The 15,635-nt window shown below is 62.6% G+C and carries 16 protein-coding genes and 1 tRNA gene; 14 read left to right on the plus strand and 3 right to left on the minus strand.

What is annotated here, in order from left to right; genetic code table 11:
• Positions 1–85: 85 nt before the first annotated feature.
• The 4 genes from AC2A04_RS01410 to AC2A04_RS01425 all read left to right on the plus strand — a co-directional run bounded on the left by AC2A04_RS01410 (position 86) and on the right by AC2A04_RS01425 (position 4,505).
• The gene (locus tag AC2A04_RS01410; RefSeq protein WP_484210524.1) at positions 86–1,363 is read left to right on the plus strand and encodes a pyruvate dehydrogenase complex dihydrolipoamide acetyltransferase; all 1,278 of its coding nucleotides are present in this window, start codon (positions 86–88) and stop codon (positions 1,361–1,363) included.
• A 22-nt stretch (positions 1,364–1,385) separates the two neighbouring features.
• On the plus strand, positions 1,386–1,772 hold the full coding sequence (locus AC2A04_RS01415; protein WP_484210525.1) for an acyl-CoA thioesterase: 387 nt from the start codon (positions 1,386–1,388) through the stop codon (positions 1,770–1,772).
• 13 nt (positions 1,773–1,785) lie between these two features.
• On the plus strand, positions 1,786–3,198 hold the full coding sequence (gene lpdA, locus AC2A04_RS01420) for a dihydrolipoyl dehydrogenase (RefSeq protein ID WP_484210526.1): 1,413 nt from the start codon (positions 1,786–1,788) through the stop codon (positions 3,196–3,198).
• A 347-nt stretch (positions 3,199–3,545) separates the two neighbouring features.
• A complete protein-coding gene (locus AC2A04_RS01425; RefSeq protein ID WP_484210527.1) occupies positions 3,546–4,505 on the plus strand; it encodes a hypothetical protein in 960 nt (319 codons plus the stop codon).
• A gap of 40 nt (positions 4,506–4,545) precedes the next feature.
• Here AC2A04_RS01425 and AC2A04_RS01430 read toward each other — a convergent pair.
• Positions 4,546–4,635, minus strand: a tRNA-Ser gene (locus AC2A04_RS01430).
• Between the two features lie 101 nt (positions 4,636–4,736).
• Between AC2A04_RS01430 and AC2A04_RS01435 the strand changes: the two genes are divergently transcribed.
• The 10 genes from AC2A04_RS01435 (at position 4,737) to mazG (ending at position 13,691) form a co-directional block, all read left to right on the plus strand.
• Positions 4,737–5,783, plus strand: a complete 1,047-nt coding sequence (locus AC2A04_RS01435; RefSeq protein ID WP_484210528.1) for a lytic murein transglycosylase — start codon at positions 4,737–4,739, stop codon at positions 5,781–5,783.
• Positions 5,767–6,687, plus strand: a complete 921-nt coding sequence (locus AC2A04_RS01440; protein ID WP_484210529.1) for an SPOR domain-containing protein — start codon at positions 5,767–5,769, stop codon at positions 6,685–6,687. The genes AC2A04_RS01435 and AC2A04_RS01440 overlap by 17 nt, the downstream gene beginning before the upstream one ends.
• 57 nt (positions 6,688–6,744) lie before the next feature.
• Positions 6,745–7,923: a D-alanyl-D-alanine carboxypeptidase family protein gene (locus AC2A04_RS01445; protein WP_484210530.1), complete on the plus strand. Its 1,179-nt coding sequence runs from the start codon at positions 6,745–6,747 to the stop codon at positions 7,921–7,923.
• Positions 7,920–8,552, plus strand: coding sequence for a dTMP kinase (gene tmk / locus AC2A04_RS01450; RefSeq protein ID WP_484210531.1), 633 nt, complete (start codon positions 7,920–7,922; stop codon positions 8,550–8,552). Before AC2A04_RS01445 ends, tmk begins: the two co-directional genes overlap by 4 nt.
• 5 nt (positions 8,553–8,557) lie before the next feature.
• Positions 8,558–9,514, plus strand: a complete 957-nt coding sequence (locus tag AC2A04_RS01455) for a DNA polymerase III subunit delta' (RefSeq protein ID WP_484210532.1) — start codon at positions 8,558–8,560, stop codon at positions 9,512–9,514.
• Positions 9,515–9,549: 35 nt separating this feature from the next.
• A complete protein-coding gene (gene metG / locus AC2A04_RS01460) occupies positions 9,550–11,115 on the plus strand; it encodes a methionine--tRNA ligase (RefSeq protein ID WP_484210533.1) in 1,566 nt (521 codons plus the stop codon).
• Positions 11,115–11,891 (plus strand): TatD family hydrolase, encoded by a 777-nt coding sequence (locus AC2A04_RS01465; protein ID WP_484211667.1) that lies wholly within the window; start codon positions 11,115–11,117, stop codon positions 11,889–11,891. Before metG ends, AC2A04_RS01465 begins: the two co-directional genes overlap by 1 nt.
• Positions 11,888–12,655, plus strand: coding sequence for an MBL fold metallo-hydrolase (locus AC2A04_RS01470; RefSeq protein ID WP_484210534.1), 768 nt, complete (start codon positions 11,888–11,890; stop codon positions 12,653–12,655). Before AC2A04_RS01465 ends, AC2A04_RS01470 begins: the two co-directional genes overlap by 4 nt.
• Positions 12,652–12,822 carry a hypothetical protein gene (locus AC2A04_RS01475; RefSeq protein WP_484210535.1) on the plus strand — a complete coding sequence of 57 codons (171 nt, stop codon included), beginning with the start codon at positions 12,652–12,654 and terminating at the stop codon, positions 12,820–12,822. The genes AC2A04_RS01470 and AC2A04_RS01475 overlap by 4 nt, the downstream gene beginning before the upstream one ends.
• Before the next feature lie 68 nt (positions 12,823–12,890).
• A complete protein-coding gene (gene mazG / locus AC2A04_RS01480) occupies positions 12,891–13,691 on the plus strand; it encodes a nucleoside triphosphate pyrophosphohydrolase (protein ID WP_484210536.1) in 801 nt (266 codons plus the stop codon).
• Here mazG and hflX read toward each other — a convergent pair.
• Complete coding sequence (gene hflX / locus AC2A04_RS01485) at positions 13,668–15,017, minus strand: GTPase HflX (protein WP_484211668.1); 1,350 nt, start codon at positions 15,015–15,017, stop codon at positions 13,668–13,670. The two genes, mazG and hflX, sit on opposite strands and share 24 nt — an antisense overlap.
• Complete coding sequence (gene hfq, locus AC2A04_RS01490; protein ID WP_484210537.1) at positions 15,014–15,595, minus strand: RNA chaperone Hfq; 582 nt, start codon at positions 15,593–15,595, stop codon at positions 15,014–15,016. Before hfq ends, hflX begins: the two co-directional genes overlap by 4 nt.
• Positions 15,596–15,635 lie beyond the last annotated feature (40 nt).

Consider the following 15,635-nt stretch of genomic DNA (forward strand, 5'->3'; position numbering starts at 1 on the left):
GTGAAATGGGCCCGACAAAAGATGCAGGGGAGGTTTGCGTTACGGCATCCTTTCCCTTGCGCCATCAGGACACGGAAAAAGCACCATGCCCATCGCGATCAAGATGCCCGCCCTTTCGCCGACCATGGAGGAAGGCACCCTCGCGAAGTGGCTGGTAAAGGTGGGCGACAAGGTGTCTTCGGGCGACATCATGGCTGAAATCGAGACCGACAAGGCGACGATGGAATTCGAAGCGGTCGACGAAGGCACGATCGTCTCGATCGACGTTTCCGAAGGCAGCGAAGGCGTCAAGGTCGGCACCGTGATTGCGATGCTCGCTGGCGAGGACGCGAACGCACCGGCTCCGGCGGCCAAGGTCGCCGAAGCCGCTCCTGCTGCGAAGGCTGCACCTGCTCCCGCTCCTGCCGCTGCACCGGTTGCAGCCCCGGCCGCAGCGCCTACCGCCAAGGGTGACCGCGTGGTCGCCAGCCCGCTTGCCAAGCGCATCGCCGCCGACAAGGGCGTCGACCTTGCCGGGATCAAGGGTTCGGGCCCGAACGGTCGTATCGTCAAGGCGGACGTCGAAGGCGCCAAGTCCGGCGCAGCAGCTGCTCCCGCCGCTGCACCGGCATCGGCCGCGGCTGTTTCGGCACCTGCTGCCGCGCCCGCTCCGACCGCAGTTCCCGACTTCGGCATTCCGTACGAAGCGCAGAAGCTCAACAACGTGCGCAAGACGATCGCGCGCCGCCTGACCGAGGCGAAGCAGACGATCCCGCACATCTATCTTACCGTCGATATCCAGCTGGATGCGCTGCTCAAGCTGCGCAGCCAGCTCAACAAGGCGCTCGAAGCGCAGGGCGTGAAGCTTTCGGTCAACGACCTCATCATCAAGGCTCTGGCCAAGGCGCTGGTCCAGGTGCCCAAGTGCAACGTGAGCTTTGCGGGCGATGAACTGCGCAACTTCAAGCGCGCCGACGTATCGGTTGCCGTGGCCGCGCCTTCGGGCCTGATCACGCCGATCATCGTCGATGCCGGGTCCAAGTCGATTTCGGCAATTGCGACCGAGATGAAGGTGCTGGCAAACAAGGCGCGCGAAGGCAAGCTGCAGCCGCATGAATTCCAGGGCGGCACGGCCTCGCTTTCGAACCTCGGCATGTTCGGGATCAAGCAGTTCGAGGCAGTGATCAATCCGCCGCAGGGCATGATCATGGCGGTGGGTGCTGGCGAGCAGCGTCCTTACGTGATCGACGGTGCGCTGGCCGTGGCGACCGTGATGTCGGCAACCGGCAGCTTCGATCACCGGGCGATCGACGGGGCCGACGGTGCCGAACTGATGCAAGTGTTCAAGAACCTGATCGAGAACCCGCTGGGCCTGGTCGCCTGATCGAAGTCGCAGGGGCGAGGCCATGGCCGATACGCTACCCACCGGCGAACCGGCCATTCGCATCACTGCCATGCCGGCAGATGCGAACCCCGCCGGGGACATTTTCGGCGGGTGGCTGATGGCGCAGATGGACATGGCCGCCGGGATCGTGGCGGCCAGAACTTCGAAGGGCAGGGCGGCCACGATCGCTGTCGACGGGATGACATTCCATCATCCCGTGCATGTCGGCGACGAAGTGTCGGTCTATGCCCGACTTACGGCATCGGGGCGTACCTCGATGACGATTGACGTGGAGACCTGGCGCCGCGCCCGCACCGGCGAAGAGCGCCAGAAGGTTACCCAAGCCAGATTTTTCTTCGTCGCGATCGACGACGACCGCAAACCGCGGCCCTTGCCGCAACGAGACTGACAGGAGCATTCGTGTGGCAGAACAATACGACGTCATCGTCCTCGGATCGGGCCCCGGCGGCTATGTCGCGGCGATCCGCTGCGCCCAGCTTGGACTCAAGACCGCGATCGTCGAGCGCGAGAATCTGGGTGGCATCTGCCTCAACTGGGGTTGCATTCCGACCAAGGCGCTGCTGCGCTCTGCCGAAGTGCTCAACCACATGAAGCATGCCGCCGCCTATGGACTGGCCGCTGACAACATTCGCGCCGACCTTGACGCGGTGGTCAAGCGGTCGCGCGGGGTTGCCAAGCAACTCAATCAGGGCGTCACGCACCTGATGAAGAAGAACAAGATCACCGTGCACATGGGCAACGGCGTATTGAAGTCGGCGACTTCGGTCGAAGTCACGGGCGACAAGGGCACCGAGACGATCAGCGCCAAGCACGTGATCGTTGCAACCGGCGCGCGTGCGCGCGACTTGCCCTTTGCCAAGGCCGATGGCGAGCGCGTGTGGACTTATCGCCACGCGATGACTCCGAAGGTGCTTCCGACGAACCTGCTGGTCATCGGCTCGGGCGCGATCGGGATAGAATTTGCAAGCTTCTACAACGACATGGGCGCCAAGGTCACCGTCGTTGAGATGATGGACCGCGTGGTGCCGGTGGAAGACGCGGATGTCTCGGCTTTCCTTGAGAAGGCGCTGACCAAGCAGGGCATGACGATCATGACCGGTGCCGGCGTCGAGAGTCTGGCCGTGAGCGCATCGGGCATCAAGGCGAAGATCAAGGGCAAGGACGGGAAGGTTGCCGAAAGCGACTTCAGCCACGTGATCGTCGCGGTGGGCATCGTTCCCAACACCGAGAACATCGGCCTCGAAGGGCTGGGCGTGAAGGCCGAGCGCGGCATCATCGCGATCGACGGCTATGGTCGAACCAACGTAAAGGGTCTGTGGGCGATCGGCGACGTTACGCCGGGGCCGTGGCTGGCACACAAGGCGAGCCATGAAGGCGTGATCGCGGCTGAAGCCATTGCCGCAGAACTCGGCAACAAGGACGTCCACCCGCACCCGATGGATCGCGGCAACATTCCCGGCTGCACATATTGCCACCCGCAGATCGCCAGCGTGGGCCTGACCGAGGCCAAGGCGAAGGAGGCAGGCTACACGGTGAAGGCGGGCACCTTCCCGTTCATCGGTAACGGCAAGGCGATCGCGTTGGGCGAGCCGGAAGGCTTCGTGAAGACGGTGTTCGACGCCAAGACCGGCGAACTGCTGGGCGCGCACATGATCGGCGCCGAAGTGACCGAAATGATCCAGGGCTATGTCGTGGGCAAGACGCTCGAGACGACCGAAGCCGAGCTCATGCACACGGTCTTCCCGCATCCGACCATCAGCGAGTCGATGCACGAAAGCGTGCTGGCAGCTTACGGGCGTGCCATCCACATCTGATCGGCCACGCCGAAGCTTTCAAGGGCCGGGGGCAGCCGCAAGGGCCGCTCCCGGCCTTTTGCTGTCCGGTGCCCAATCTACCCACCAAGTATTGCCGCGTATTCGCAGGCGGCCTTTCGGTGGCGCCAAAACCGATTTATGACCGATTGTTACAGGGGCGGATCGAGGGGGCGTAAGTGGCGAAATTCGTCGTTCATATTGGGGACGGCAAGTGTGGCAGTACGGCGATCCAGTCGTCGCTTTATCAGTCACGCACATCGCTGGCTGATCAAGGCATTCTCTTTGAAACCCTGACGCCAAGTTCGGGACATACCGTCATCCCGCTCCTGTTGGGGTTGAGGAGCCGCGTGATTGATCCGGCCCGGCTTGATCTGGCGCGCGGCATTCTTGAACTTTTGCGATCGAAATCAGATCAATATGAGTGGATCGTTCTATCGGCCGAGAACCTGATCAACCTTGATCCGGCCGAATTGCCCGAGTTGCTTTCCTGGGTGAACCCGAAGGCCGACGAAGTCCACGCCATCGCCTATGTGCGTGAACCGTCCGCGATGTATCTCTCGTCGGTCCAGCAGATACTCAAGGGCAATCACCACTACGTGCGTCCGGAAAAGTATCTGCGGCGCGTGGATCGCAAGATCATGCAATGGCATGATCAGATGGGGGCGGACAACTTCACGCTGCGCCTGTTCGATCGCAACGCGCTTGTCGCTGGTGACGCCGTGGCGGATTTCTCCGCCTACCTTTCGCGCCTTACCGGCAAGACGATCAATCTCGTCGAACAGCATTCCAATTCATCGATGACGGCCGAGCAGATGCAAGTCATGCAGACTTATCGACGACAAGTGCTGAAAAATGCCGCCGGGACAGTCGTGGGCCGCAGCACGCTGCTCGCCCGTATGTTCGCAGAGATGAATGATATTCGCCGGATCGGGAATCGTCCGCAACTGGCCGCGCAGGCCGAAGCGGTCGTCGGACAGGCCAATCGCCCGGTCGTCGAGGCTCTGAACGCGCGCTTTCCTGCGCTCGCGATGCCTGAAGTCGGAGATGGGTCCTGTAACTCCGACCCACCATATCCCTGGTCCGAGACCAAGCTCGTCTCGGCCATCCTTCGATCGTGCGACGAAAACATCGTGGGCAAATACTGTGCGATCTTGCCCGACCTCAATGATGGCAAGATCCCGACCGGGCGCGAGTTCGAACATTTCATGGCCGACTTGTACGGCTGCACCCGCATGGAAGTTGCGCCGCTCTGCGACGTGCACGCGCACTATCTAAAGCGACTGCGCAAATGCCCACCCGCCCCTTGAAGACGCCTTTCGAATAATGAGGCGGCCGCTTTGCAGGAGTTGGCGGACAGGGTGGGATTCGAACCCACGGTGAGCTTCCACCCACGGCGGTTTTCAAGACCGCTGCCTTAAACCACTCGGCCACCTGTCCGCATGATTCCGGCCGACGCCGGAATCGGTTCGCCGTTAGCGCCTTCCGGATCGGTCGCAAAGGGGATTCCCATCGCGAACCATCCGTGCGACACCATGACCATGACTTTTTTGAAGAACGTGAGAGGGTTGAGGGCCGCACTTGTGACGGCGCTCGTGATTGGACTGGCGGGACCTGCCAAGGGCCAGGTAGCCGGCGAAGAAGCCGGTTTTCAGGGATACCTGCAGTTGCTGGCAGCGCGGGCGCGGGCGGAGGGCGTGCGCGAATCGACGATTTCCCAGATGACTTCGGGGCTTACGCTCAATCAGCGGGTGATCCAGCTTGACCGTGCACAACCGGGATCGGCTTCGGGCAGCATTCCGGCATTCGAACCTTATCGCCGCGCGCATGTCGATGCAGCGCGGATCGCACGGGGAAGGCGGCAATACGTCGCCGCCGCAGGACAGTTGGGGAACATCGAGCGGCGCTATGGCGTTCCCGGCCCGATCATGTTGGCGATCTGGGGGCATGAGACAGACTTCGGCGGCTATACCGGAGACTTCGATCTGCCGCGAGCGCTGGCGACGCTGGCCTATGAAGGCCGCCGCCGCGAACTGTTTGCCGACGAATTCATCGCGGCGATGAAGATGGTGGACCGTGGGGTGCCGCGTTCCAAACTGGTGGGGAGTTGGGCCGGTGCCTTTGGCAATCCCCAGTTCCTGCCCTCGGTCTATCTGCGCGTGGCGCAGGACGGCGACGGCGATGGCTTTGCCGACATATGGAGCAGCCGGACCGACACGCTGGCTTCGATCGCCAACTATTTCCGCGATGCTGGATGGCGGACCGGGCAGCCTTGGGGCGTAGCGGTGAGCGTTCCCGAAGGACTTGATCGGGCGAGTCTTGGCACCACACTAAAAAGTCCGCGCTGCGCCCGCGTGTTCGACCGGCATACGGGTTGGAAGTCCATGCGCGAGTGGCGCGCGCTCGGAATCGCTCCGCGTTCCGGCGTGTGGCCGGGCGATGACGTCATGGCGAGCCTGCTCGAACCGGACGGGCGCGGGCGGACGGCCTATCTGCTAACCGGAAATTATAGGGTTATCCTCGATTACAACTGCTCGAACTTTTACGCCTTATCGGTAGGACTTCTTGCAGATGAAATCAGTCGCTAGCTGGATCGCGCTTTCCGCAGCCGTTGTGCTGACGGCCTGCGGCGGAGCAAACGCACGCGTTTCCAAGGTTTCCGACATGGCACAGGGCGGTCCGGCGGGTGATTACCCGATGGTCCTGGGCGATCCTTTCGTGGTCGATGGGACGACCTATACGCCCGCAGACACGATGAACTATGATTCGGTCGGCTACGCCAAAGTCGAGGCCGGATCGGGCATCAGCGGTTCGCACCGCACTCTGCCCCTGCCGAGCTATGTCGAGGTGACTTCGCTAGACACCGGGCGGACGATCCTGGTGAGGATGACGCAACGCGGGCCGATGCAGGGAGCCGAGCTCGTCTCGCTTTCGCCCGGCGCATGGGCGCAACTCGGTGCGGCAAGCGATGGACGGTTGGCTGTGCGCGTGCGCAGGGTCAATCCGCCCGAGGCAGAACGCGCGCTTTTGCGTGCCGGATCGCAAGTCCCTGCGCGCATGGATACACCTGTCGGGCTGCTGGTGGCGCTCAAGCGCAAACTGGGCCTTCCGGTCGCGCCTGTCGTTACGCCCGACTTTGCGCCAGTGACTGAAGCCATACCGGCCAAGCCCGGCAAGGTTGCCGCTCCTGTGGCAAAGCCCCAAGTCGCTACACCCAAGCCGGCCGCACCAGCAAAGCCCCCAGAAGTCGCTTCATCGCCCAAGCCCGCAACAACGTCGCAAGCTGGTGGCACGTTCGTTCAGGTAGGGGCCTTTTCGAGCAAGGCGCGTGCCGAAAGCGCGGCGAAATCGGTCGGTGGGTCAGTCGCGCAATCAGGCAAGTTCTGGCGCGTACGGACGGGGCCGCACAAGGACCGTGGACAAGCCGATGCAGCGCTGGCGAAGGCGCGCGCGGCGGGCTATGCCGACGCACGGGTCGTCGCCGCGCCTTGATCGGAACGTTGATCGGGGCTTGAGCGAAGCGGCCCTCGCTTGATCGGGGAATGCTGCTTGCCTGCGAAGTTCGTTGCGATTGTTGCCGGTGTGGCGCTGGGATCTATTCCGGCTGTGGCTGCCGCACCCGAGGCACCGAGTGCTGCCATATCCAGCCCGGCGATGCCCGAAATCTCCGCGCCGATTGCGCTGCTCGTCGATGTCGGGTCCGGGCGGGTGCTCTATGCCCGCGACGCACATCGCCGTTTCGTGCCGGCATCGATCACAAAGATCATGACGAGCTACGTCGCCTTCGACCTGATCGAGAAGGGCAAGCTGCGTCTCGACCAGCGCATTCCGATGCGACCCGAGACTTTCAAGCAATGGCATCGGGTGGGCAGCACCATGTTTCTGCCGATCGATGCGCAACCAACGGTTGCCGAACTGATCGAAGGTATCGTGACCGTTTCGGCCAACGACGCTTGCGTCGTGCTGGCTGAGGGCGCAACGGGTTCGGTCCCGGCCTATACCGCGTTGATGAACGCTGCCGCGGCAGATCTCGGCATGCGGGACAGCCATTTCAACACACCCAACGGGTGGATGGATGAAGGCCAGACCTATGTGACCGCAGCAGACCTCGCCACCTTGAGCGGCGCGCTGATGACGCGGTTTCCCGACCTGTATCGCCGCTTCTACGGCCATGCGCAGATGACGTGGAACGGGATTACACAGCCCAACCACAATCCGCTCTACGGCTTCACGCAGGGCGCTGACGGGGTGAAAACTGGCTTTACCAACGAGGCAGGCTACGGCTTTGTCGGCTCGGCAGAGCGGAGCGGACGCCGTCTGGTCATGGTGCTGGGCGGCTACGACCGACCGAAGGACCGCACGCAGCAGTCGCGCGATTTCATCGAATGGGGCTTCAATGCGTGGGATGCGCGCCCGCTGTTCGGCAAGGGCGCTGTCGTGGGACAGGCGCTCGTGCAGGGTGGAGCCGATCGGTCGGTGCCGCTCGTCGCCCCGCGCGCCCTGACCGTGACATCGGTGAAAGGCAGCAACCCCAGTTACACGCTCGCCATTCGCTACAAAGGACCCCTCAAGGCCCCGATAGCCAAGGGTGAGACAGTAGCCAGCCTGCTGGTACGCGTGCCTGGGGAGCCGGTGCATGTCCTGCCGTTGGTTTCAGGGGCAGCAGTGCCGAAAGGTGGAGTCATGGCGCGGGTGCGCGATGGAGCGCTGGGAACTGTAGGACTGTGAGTCTTGGACGGTTCATCGCGCTCGAAGGGGGCGAGGGTGCGGGCAAGTCGACGCAGGCGCGGATGCTCGCCGAAGCCTTGCGTTCGAGAGGTGTCGAGGTCGTCACCACGCGCGAGCCGGGCGGGACACCTGGAGCCGAGGCGATCCGCAGCCTGCTGCTTTCGACCGAAGGCGAGGGCTGGGGGACGCGCGCCGAGGCGCTGCTGTTTGCAGCCGCACGAGCCGATCACGTCGAAAAACTGATCCGCCCCGCAATGGCCCGCGGCGCGTGGGTGGTATGCGACCGGTTCATCGACAGCAGCCGCGCCTATCAGGGCGGCGGCGGCGGCTTGAGCGACACCGACGTGCTGGCGCTGCACGCAATCGGCAGCGAAGCTCTGTTGCCCGACATGACGCTGCTCCTGACGGTAGCGCCGGATGAGGCAGCGCAACGGCTTGCGCTGCGCGATGGCGACAGCGCTGACCGGATCGGCGGGCGCGGTGCAGAGTATCACGCGAAGGTTGGCACGGCATTCCTCGCCATTGCTGATGCGCAGCCGGAACGCTTTGCGGTGATCGATGCGCAGGGTGAGCCGTCGCTAGTGCATCGCCGCATCATGGCGGCGCTCGAAGGGCTGTTGCCGTCGTGACGTCAATGATCGGCCATGAAACCGCGTGGGTGCAATGGCGCGCGGCGCTCGCGGGAGGCCGCATGCATCATGGCTGGATCCTCGCGGGGCGCGAGGGGTTGGGAAAGTCGCACTTCGCGCAGGCTGCCGCAGCGGAGCTGGTAGCCGAGCCTGGCGTGTCGCAGCCGCCGATTGAAATGCACCCGGACATCCTCGTCCTGCGTCCGCTCCCGGCGAACGACGACGAGGCGAAGAAACGCGACGAGGGCAAGCCCTTCCTGACCAAGCGTAACATCTCGGTGGATCAGGTGCGCGATATCCAACGCCGGTTGACGACGCGACCGACCCTTGGCGCACGGCGGGCGGTGATCATCGATGCGGCGGACCAGCTCGAAAAGGGCGCGGTCAATGCCTTGCTCAAAAGCCTTGAAGAGCCGCCCGTCGGCACGTTCTTCCTGCTTGTGGTCCACGCGCCCGGCCGACTTCTGCCGACGGTGCGATCGCGCTGCCAGATCATCCGGTTCGCTACGCTGTCCGATGCCGAAGTCGCCAGAGCGCTCGACATGGCGGCGCCCCAGCTTGACAGCGAGACGCGACAGGCGGCACTGGCCGTTGCGGGCGGATCGCCAGGCGCGGCGCTGGCATTTGCCGAGCAGGATCTGGGCAAGGCGCAGGCGATATTCACCGCCCTGATTGAGCGAGGCGATCCTGACCTCGCCTTGCGGGGCGCGCTGGCTGGCGCATTGGGTGCAAGGCCCGACCGCGACCGCCAGTTGGCGGCTATCGAGGCGGCGCGGATGACCGTCGTCCGGGCGCTGGGGCGCGTTGACGATCTTGCAAAGCTGCGCCTGGTCGAGGCCCATGCCCGACTGGTCAGGTTGGCGGGTGAGGCGCCCATCTACAATTTCGATCCCGGAATGCTGATGATGGAAATCGGGTCCTTGCTGGCATCGGCGGCTCCGACTAGGGAACTGGCTCGATAAGTCCGAAATTCCCCGACAGGAAAGCGAACTGCCCGATGGGCGAGCCCTATTACATCACCACTGCCATCAGCTATCCCAACGGCAAGCCGCATATCGGCCACGCCTATGAGGCGATTGCCGCCGACGTCATTGCGCGGTTCCAGCGTGCAATGGGGCGCGACGTTAGGTTCCAGACCGGCACTGACGAGCACGGACTGAAGATGGCGCAGAAAGCGCGCGACCTGGGCATCACTCCGCGTGAGCTTTCGGATGAAATGTCGTCCTATTTCATTGAGATGTGTGACACTCTTGATATTTCGTACGACGTGTTCATCCGCACGACGGAAGAGCGGCATCACGCGGCCTCGCAGGAACTGTGGCGCCGGATGGAAGCCAAGGGCGACCTTTATCTGGACCGCTACGAGGGTTGGTATTCTGTTCGCGACGAAGCCTATTACGACGAGAGCGAGCTGGTCGCGGGCGAGGGCGGTGAAAAGCTCTCACCACAGGGCACCCCGGTCGAATGGACAGTCGAAGAAAGCTGGTTCTTCCGGCTTTCGAACTATGCCGACAAGTTGCTCGCGCACTACAACGACAATACCGGGTTCATACAGCCTGACAGCCGCCGAAATGAGGTGATGCGCTTCGTCGAGGGCGGCTTGCGTGACCTGTCGGTATCGCGCACCAGCTTCGACTGGGGCGTGAAGGTGCCGGGCAGTGACGGGCACGTGATGTACGTGTGGGTCGATGCGCTGACCAACTACTTGACCGGCCTTGGCTTTCCTGGCGAAGGCGGCGACTTCCCGAAATACTGGCCGGCAAGCCTGCACCTGATCGGCAAGGACATTGTCCGGTTCCACACCGTCTATTGGCCGGCGTTCCTGATGAGCGCGGACATCGCGTTGCCCAGGCAGGTATTCGGCCACGGCTTCCTGCTCAACCGGGGGCAAAAGGAATCGAAGTCGCTTGGCAACGTTACCGATCCGCTTGATTTGGCGGGCCGGTTCGGTGTCGATCCGCTGCGCTATTTCCTGATGCGCGAGGTTGCCTTCGGTCAGGACGGTTCGTACTCGCCCGAAGCGATTGTGATGCGCTGTAATGCCGAGCTGGCCAACAGCTATGGCAACCTCGTCCAGCGCGTTCTTTCCATGATTTTCAAGAACATGGATGGCGTGCTGGAGACTTTTTCGAGCACGGAGGCTGACGACGCCCTGCTCGCAACCGTGTTTGCGGCCTGCCACGACGAATTGCCGCGCGAGTTTGCAGCCATGAACTTCTCGGGCGGGATCGATGCCTGGATGAAGGCGGTGTTCGCCTGCAACGCCTATGTCGATGAGCAGGCGCCGTGGACCCTGCGCAAGACCGATCCCGAGCGGATGAAGGCAGTGCTGCTCACGTTGTTCATGGCGATACGCGACCTGACGATTGCGATCGCCCCGGTCGTGCCCGCAGCGGCGGCCAAGGTTCTCGACCAGATCGGCGTTCCTGCCGAAGCGCGCGGATTTGCCGCACTGACCGATGCGGACTGGTATATGGCACGGGTCGCGAGTGGCGAGAAGTTGACCGCTCCGGTGCCCGCTTTCCCCCGGCTCGAAATGCCCGAGGATGCCGGCGCAGCATGATGCTGATCGATTCTCACTGCCATCTCAACTACAAGGGACTTGTCGAAAGCCAAGGGCAAGTCCTTGACCGCGCGCGTAATTCCGGCGTGCGCGGGTTTCTGAATATTTCGACGCGGCGCAGCGAATGGGATGCCATCGTCGCCACGGCGGAACGTGAGCCCGATGTCTGGGCCAGCATCGGCATCCATCCACACGAAGCCGATTCCCATGCGGACCTCGGCGAGGCGGCACTGCTATCAGCAGCCGAGCATCCGCGCGTGATCGGGATCGGCGAAACCGGGCTCGATTACTATTACGATCACTCTGACCGGCAGGTGCAGCAGGACCTGTTCCGCGTACACATCAGAGTGGCGCGTGAGACGGGTCTGCCGATCATCATCCACACCCGCGATGCCGAGGAAGACACAACCCGGATCATCGAGGAGGAGATGGGGAAGGGGACCTTCCCGGCGCTGATCCACTGTTTCACCGCTTCCGCTGCATTCGGCAAACGAATGCTGGAACTCGGGCTGACGATATCGCTTTCCGGTATCGTGACCTTCAAGAATGCCAAAGATTTGCAGGCTGTAGCTGCCGAACTGCCGGACGATCGCATCCTCGTTGAGACCGATGCACCGTTTCTTGCGCCCGTGCCGCACCGCGGCAAGACCTGCGAACCCGCGTTCGTTGCCGATACCTGTGCCTTCGTTGCAGGCCTGCGCGGCACCACTGCCGAGGCCCTCGCCGATCTGACAGGCGCCAATTTCCTGCGATTGTTCGGCAAGGCTTCGCTGTGAAGCTGACTATTCTCGGCTCGGGCACCTCGACCGGAGTCCCACGCATCGGCAATGACTGGGGCGATTGCGACCCCAACGAACCCCGAAATCGTCGTTCGCGCGTGGCGATCATGGTCGAGGGTGACGATGGCAGCAGACTGTTGGTCGATACGCCCACCGACCTGCGCAACCAGTTTCTGGCCAACGATATCGATCGTGTGGACGGCGTGTTGTGGACGCATGACCATGCTGACCATTGCCACGGCATCGATGATCTTCGGCCGTTGCGGTATGGCCGGGCGGGACCCATTCCGGGCTATGCGGCATCCGAAACCGTGCGCCGCCTGCGCCAGCGCTTCGGTTACGTCTTTGCCGGCCAGTTCGGTTACCACACGATTGTCGAACTGGATAATCTCGACCGGGTGCGCATGGTCTGCGGCATTGGTATCGGCCATTGCCAGATGCCGCACGGGCCTGCGCAGTCCACGGCTTTCCGTTTTAATCAGGACGGAAAATCAATCGGTTATGCGACGGATTTCAGCGAAATTACGGCTGAGATGGTGTCCTTGTTTCACGGGGTCGACGTCCTTGTCGTCGATTGCCTCCGTCGGCAGCCGCATCCGACACATGCGCATCTGGCCATGGCTCTGGAGTTGATCGACGCTGCGCGCGTAAATCGCGGTATCCTGACGCATCTCGACAAATCCATGGATTACCGCACATTGTGCGATGAGACACCGGCGCATGTTGAACCGGCATTCGATGGCATGGAGATCGTGCTTTGAGCGGTGACGACATCGCCAGAATTATTGCACTGGCCATGGCGCTCGTCCTTGCGGTGGCAAACCTGCGAGGGCGTCAGATCGGTCTGTCGGATGGATTGCGGATGGCGGCGCTGTGGGGATTCATTTTCGTCGCTGTGGCGCTGGTGTTCTCGGTGGTTGGCATGTGAAAACGGGCAGATCGCCCTGCTCTTTATTTTACATAATACTTATTATCAAATCTAATTCGGAGTTCCGCGTGACCGAGGTTTGCGACCGTCCTTCTCGCAATAGCGGCCTGCAACGGCTGCTTGCGATCATGTCACGCTTGCGCGATCCGGCCCGTGGTTGCGAATGGGACTGTGCCCAGACTTTCGCGACAATCGCGCCCTACACGATCGAAGAAGCCTACGAGGTCGACGACGCGATCGCACGTGGCGACATGGCCGCGCTCAAGGAAGAACTCGGCGACCTCCTGCTGCAGGTCGTGTTCCACGCGCGCATGGCTGAGGAGCTTGGCCTGTTTTCGTTCGACGACGTTGCGACCGCGATTGCCGACAAGATGGAGCATCGCCATCCCCATGTCTTCGGTTACGAGATTGCCACGGGCCAATCGCGTGAAGACCGCTGGGAAAGCGCCAAGGCCAGCGAGCGAGCGGCCAAGGGTGCGCAAAGCGCCCTGGATGGCGTTGCCTTGGCACTGCCAGCTCTGATGCGCGCCGAGAAATTGCAGAAGCGCGCAGGCCGCGTTGGTTTCGACTGGCCTGATCCGGCAGGTGCCGTCGAGAAAGTCATCGAGGAACTGCAGGAACTTGACGAGGCGACCTCGGACGAAGAACGCGTCGCGGAAGCCGGCGACCTGCTGTTTGCAGTGGCCAACGTCGTGCGCAAGCATGGCGTCGCGCCCGAAGATGCACTGCGCCAGGCCAATGCCAAATTCGAGCGTCGCTTCAAAGGCATGGAAGACCGCGCCGCTGGCCGTTTTGCCAAAATGACGCTCGAACAGCAGGAGGAACTCTGGCAGGCGGTCAAGCGATCAGAGCGTGGTGAAACGACCTAGCTCACGCGGTGTCAGTCGTACCGTAATCCGCATCGCGGGACCGGCGTCGCCATCATCGATCTGCGTCTCGCTGATGATATCGCCATGCGCATGGAGCCATGCAAGGCGCTGACCGTCGGACAAGGGAATGGTAAGTTCCAGCGTCTGCGCGGTGCCGGTGAGCATTTCGCCCAGGCGAACAAGCAGCGCCTCGACGCCTTCGCCCGTCAAGGCCGAGATCGGCACAACGGGAATCTCAGGCACCTTGGCTGCAATCAGATCGTGGCGCATGGCCTGATCATCAGGCGAGAGCAGGTCCCACTTGTTCCAGGCCTCGACCACCGGGATGGTAGGCCCCCCTTCCCCGTTGACGCCAAGATCCGCAAGGATTTGCTCGACCTCGGTCTTCTGGTCGGCGGTGGCCGGGTTGGCGACATCGCGGACGTGCACGATCACGTCGGCCGCGGTTACTTCTTCCAACGTCGCGCGGAATGCGGCGACGAGCTGCGTAGGCAGTTCCGAGATGAACCCGACGGTGTCGGACAGGATCGCCTTGTCGACGCCCGGCAGACGGATGGCCCGCATTGTCGGATCGAGTGTGGCGAAGAGCAGATCCTCAGCCATGACATCGGCCCCGGTCAGGCGATTGAACAGCGTGGATTTGCCGGCATTGGTATAGCCAACGAGCGCAATTACAGGCCATGGCGCGCGTTGGCGACGCTCACGATGAAGGCCGCGCGTGCGGCGGACCTGCTCGAGTTCCTTGCGCAGGCGGGCCATGCGATTGCGGATCTGCCGACGGTCGGCTTCGATCTGGGTTTCGCCAGGGCCGCCAAGAAAGCCGAAGCCACCGCGCTGACGCTCCAGGTGAGTCCAGGACCGTACAAGGCGACCGGCCTGATAATCCAGATGCGCAAGTTCGACCTGAAGGCGGCCTTCGGCAGTGGCGGCGCGTTCGCCAAAGATTTCGAGGATCAGGCCGGTGCGGTCGATGACCTTGCGCTTCAGCCGATCTTCGAGATTGCGCTGCTGGATGGCCGAAAGCGAACCGTCGATGATGACGAGCTCGGCATCTGACTGGTTGCACGCAACGCCGATACGCTCGACCTGACCTTCTCCGAACAGCGTGGCAGGACGGACGGCGCGGATCGGGAGGATGAAGGCATCGACCACCTCGATGCCGATGGCGCGAGCTAGCCCCTGCCCTTCCTCAAGGCGCGATTCGGCGTCCGTACCGAGCCCCCCTCCCCGCTGCTTGATGTCAGGGAGGACGACGACGGCACGGGCGCCGCGAGTGACTTCACCGGCAACCTCGCCGGTGTTGTTGCCAAATTCGAAAGTGCTCAGGAAACCTCACCATCCCAGTCACCCGTCAAATCGACGTGACCGGCGGGCTGAATAGTTGAAACGGCATGTTTGTAGGCCAGCTGGACGTAGCCCTCACGTTCCAGCAGCATGCAGAAGAGATCGTAAGACGCGACCTTGCCCTGCAGCATGACGCCATTGACCAGGAACATCGTGACCTGAACGCCCGAATCGCGAACGCTTGACAGGAAGACTTCCTGAAGGAGCCGTGCCTTGCGGCCGTTTTCTTCGCCCGTGGTCTGAAAATGAGCGACCGACAGCTGCTGGCCGGGCATGATCGTGGAGATCGCGTGCTTGTAGACCAGCTGCGACTGGCCATCGCGGCGCAGGAGGATCGAGAAGTTATCGAACCATGTGACGATGCCCTGCAGCTTGACGCCCTTCACGAGGAACATCGTGACCGGAATTTTGTTCTTGCGCAGATGGTTGAGGAACAGGTCCTGAAGGTTCTGCCCCTTTCCGCCGCTGGGGCCGGAAACCGCCGCAGGAACCACGACATCGGCTTCGGGAGCCGGCTCGGGCTTGGAACGCGGGCGTGCAGTTAGGGTCTTTCCGGTCATTTCACGTGACTCCGTTTTATATTGGCTTGGCCCGTTGACG

This window comes from Novosphingobium sp. HNCC26DJ243, from assembly GCF_057180545.1.